This window comes from Chryseomicrobium excrementi, from assembly GCF_002798305.1.
Taxonomy (GTDB): domain Bacteria; phylum Bacillota; class Bacilli; order Bacillales_A; family Planococcaceae; genus Chryseomicrobium; species Chryseomicrobium excrementi.
In genome coordinates, this window is record NZ_PCGR01000013.1 from 1 (window position 1) to 659 (window position 659).

Annotated in this window: 5 tRNA genes and 1 rRNA gene; all 6 read right to left on the bottom strand. The window is 53.4% G+C overall.

Features of this window, described 5'->3' with window-relative positions:
- Positions 1–93 precede the first annotated feature (93 nt).
- Positions 94–168, bottom strand: a tRNA-Gly gene (locus CQS04_RS13560).
- Between the two features lie 23 nt (positions 169–191).
- A tRNA-Leu gene (locus tag CQS04_RS13565) sits at positions 192–276 on the bottom strand.
- Positions 277–289: 13 nt separating this feature from the next.
- Positions 290–365, bottom strand: a tRNA-Lys gene (locus CQS04_RS13570).
- Between the two features lie 7 nt (positions 366–372).
- Positions 373–448 (bottom strand) — tRNA-Thr (locus CQS04_RS13575).
- A gap of 19 nt (positions 449–467) precedes the next feature.
- A tRNA-Val gene (locus tag CQS04_RS13580) sits at positions 468–543 on the bottom strand.
- Positions 544–546: 3 nt separating this feature from the next.
- A 5S ribosomal RNA gene (gene rrf / locus CQS04_RS13585) occupies positions 547–659 on the bottom strand; the annotation flags it as partial.

The following is a 659-nucleotide window of genomic DNA, read 5'->3' on the forward strand; positions in this document are numbered from 1 at the left end:
CGGAATCGAACCGGTACGGTAGTCACCTACCGCAGGATTTTAAGTCCTGTGCGTCTGCCAGTTCCGCCACCCCGGCAGGGGATTACAAAATAATGGAGCGGAAGACGAGGTTCGAACTCGCGACCCCCACCTTGGCAAGGTGGTGTTCTACCACTGAACTACTTCCGCATGGTATAGATGTTATATGAAAATGGTGCGGGTGAAGGGAGTCGAACCCCCACGCCTTGCGGCGCTAGATCCTAAGTCTAGTGCGTCTGCCAGTTCCGCCACACCCGCATGTTCATATAAATGGTGAGCCATGAAGGACTCGAACCTTCGACCCTCTGATTAAAAGTCAGATGCTCTACCAACTGAGCTAATGGCTCTCTATAGTGGTGCCGGCGAAAGGACTTGAACCCTCAACCTACTGATTACAAGTCAGTTGCTCTACCAGTTGAGCTACACCGGCACATCAAGAGAAAAATAAATGGTGGAGGATGACGGGATCGAACCGCCGACCCCCTGCTTGTAAGGCAGGTGCTCTCCCAGCTGAGCTAATCCTCCATTGCCTAGCGACGTCCTACTCTCACAGGGGGAGACCCCCAACTACCATCGGCGCTGAAGAGCTTAACTTCCGTGTTCGGTATGGGAACGGGTGTGACCTCTTCGCCATCATCACT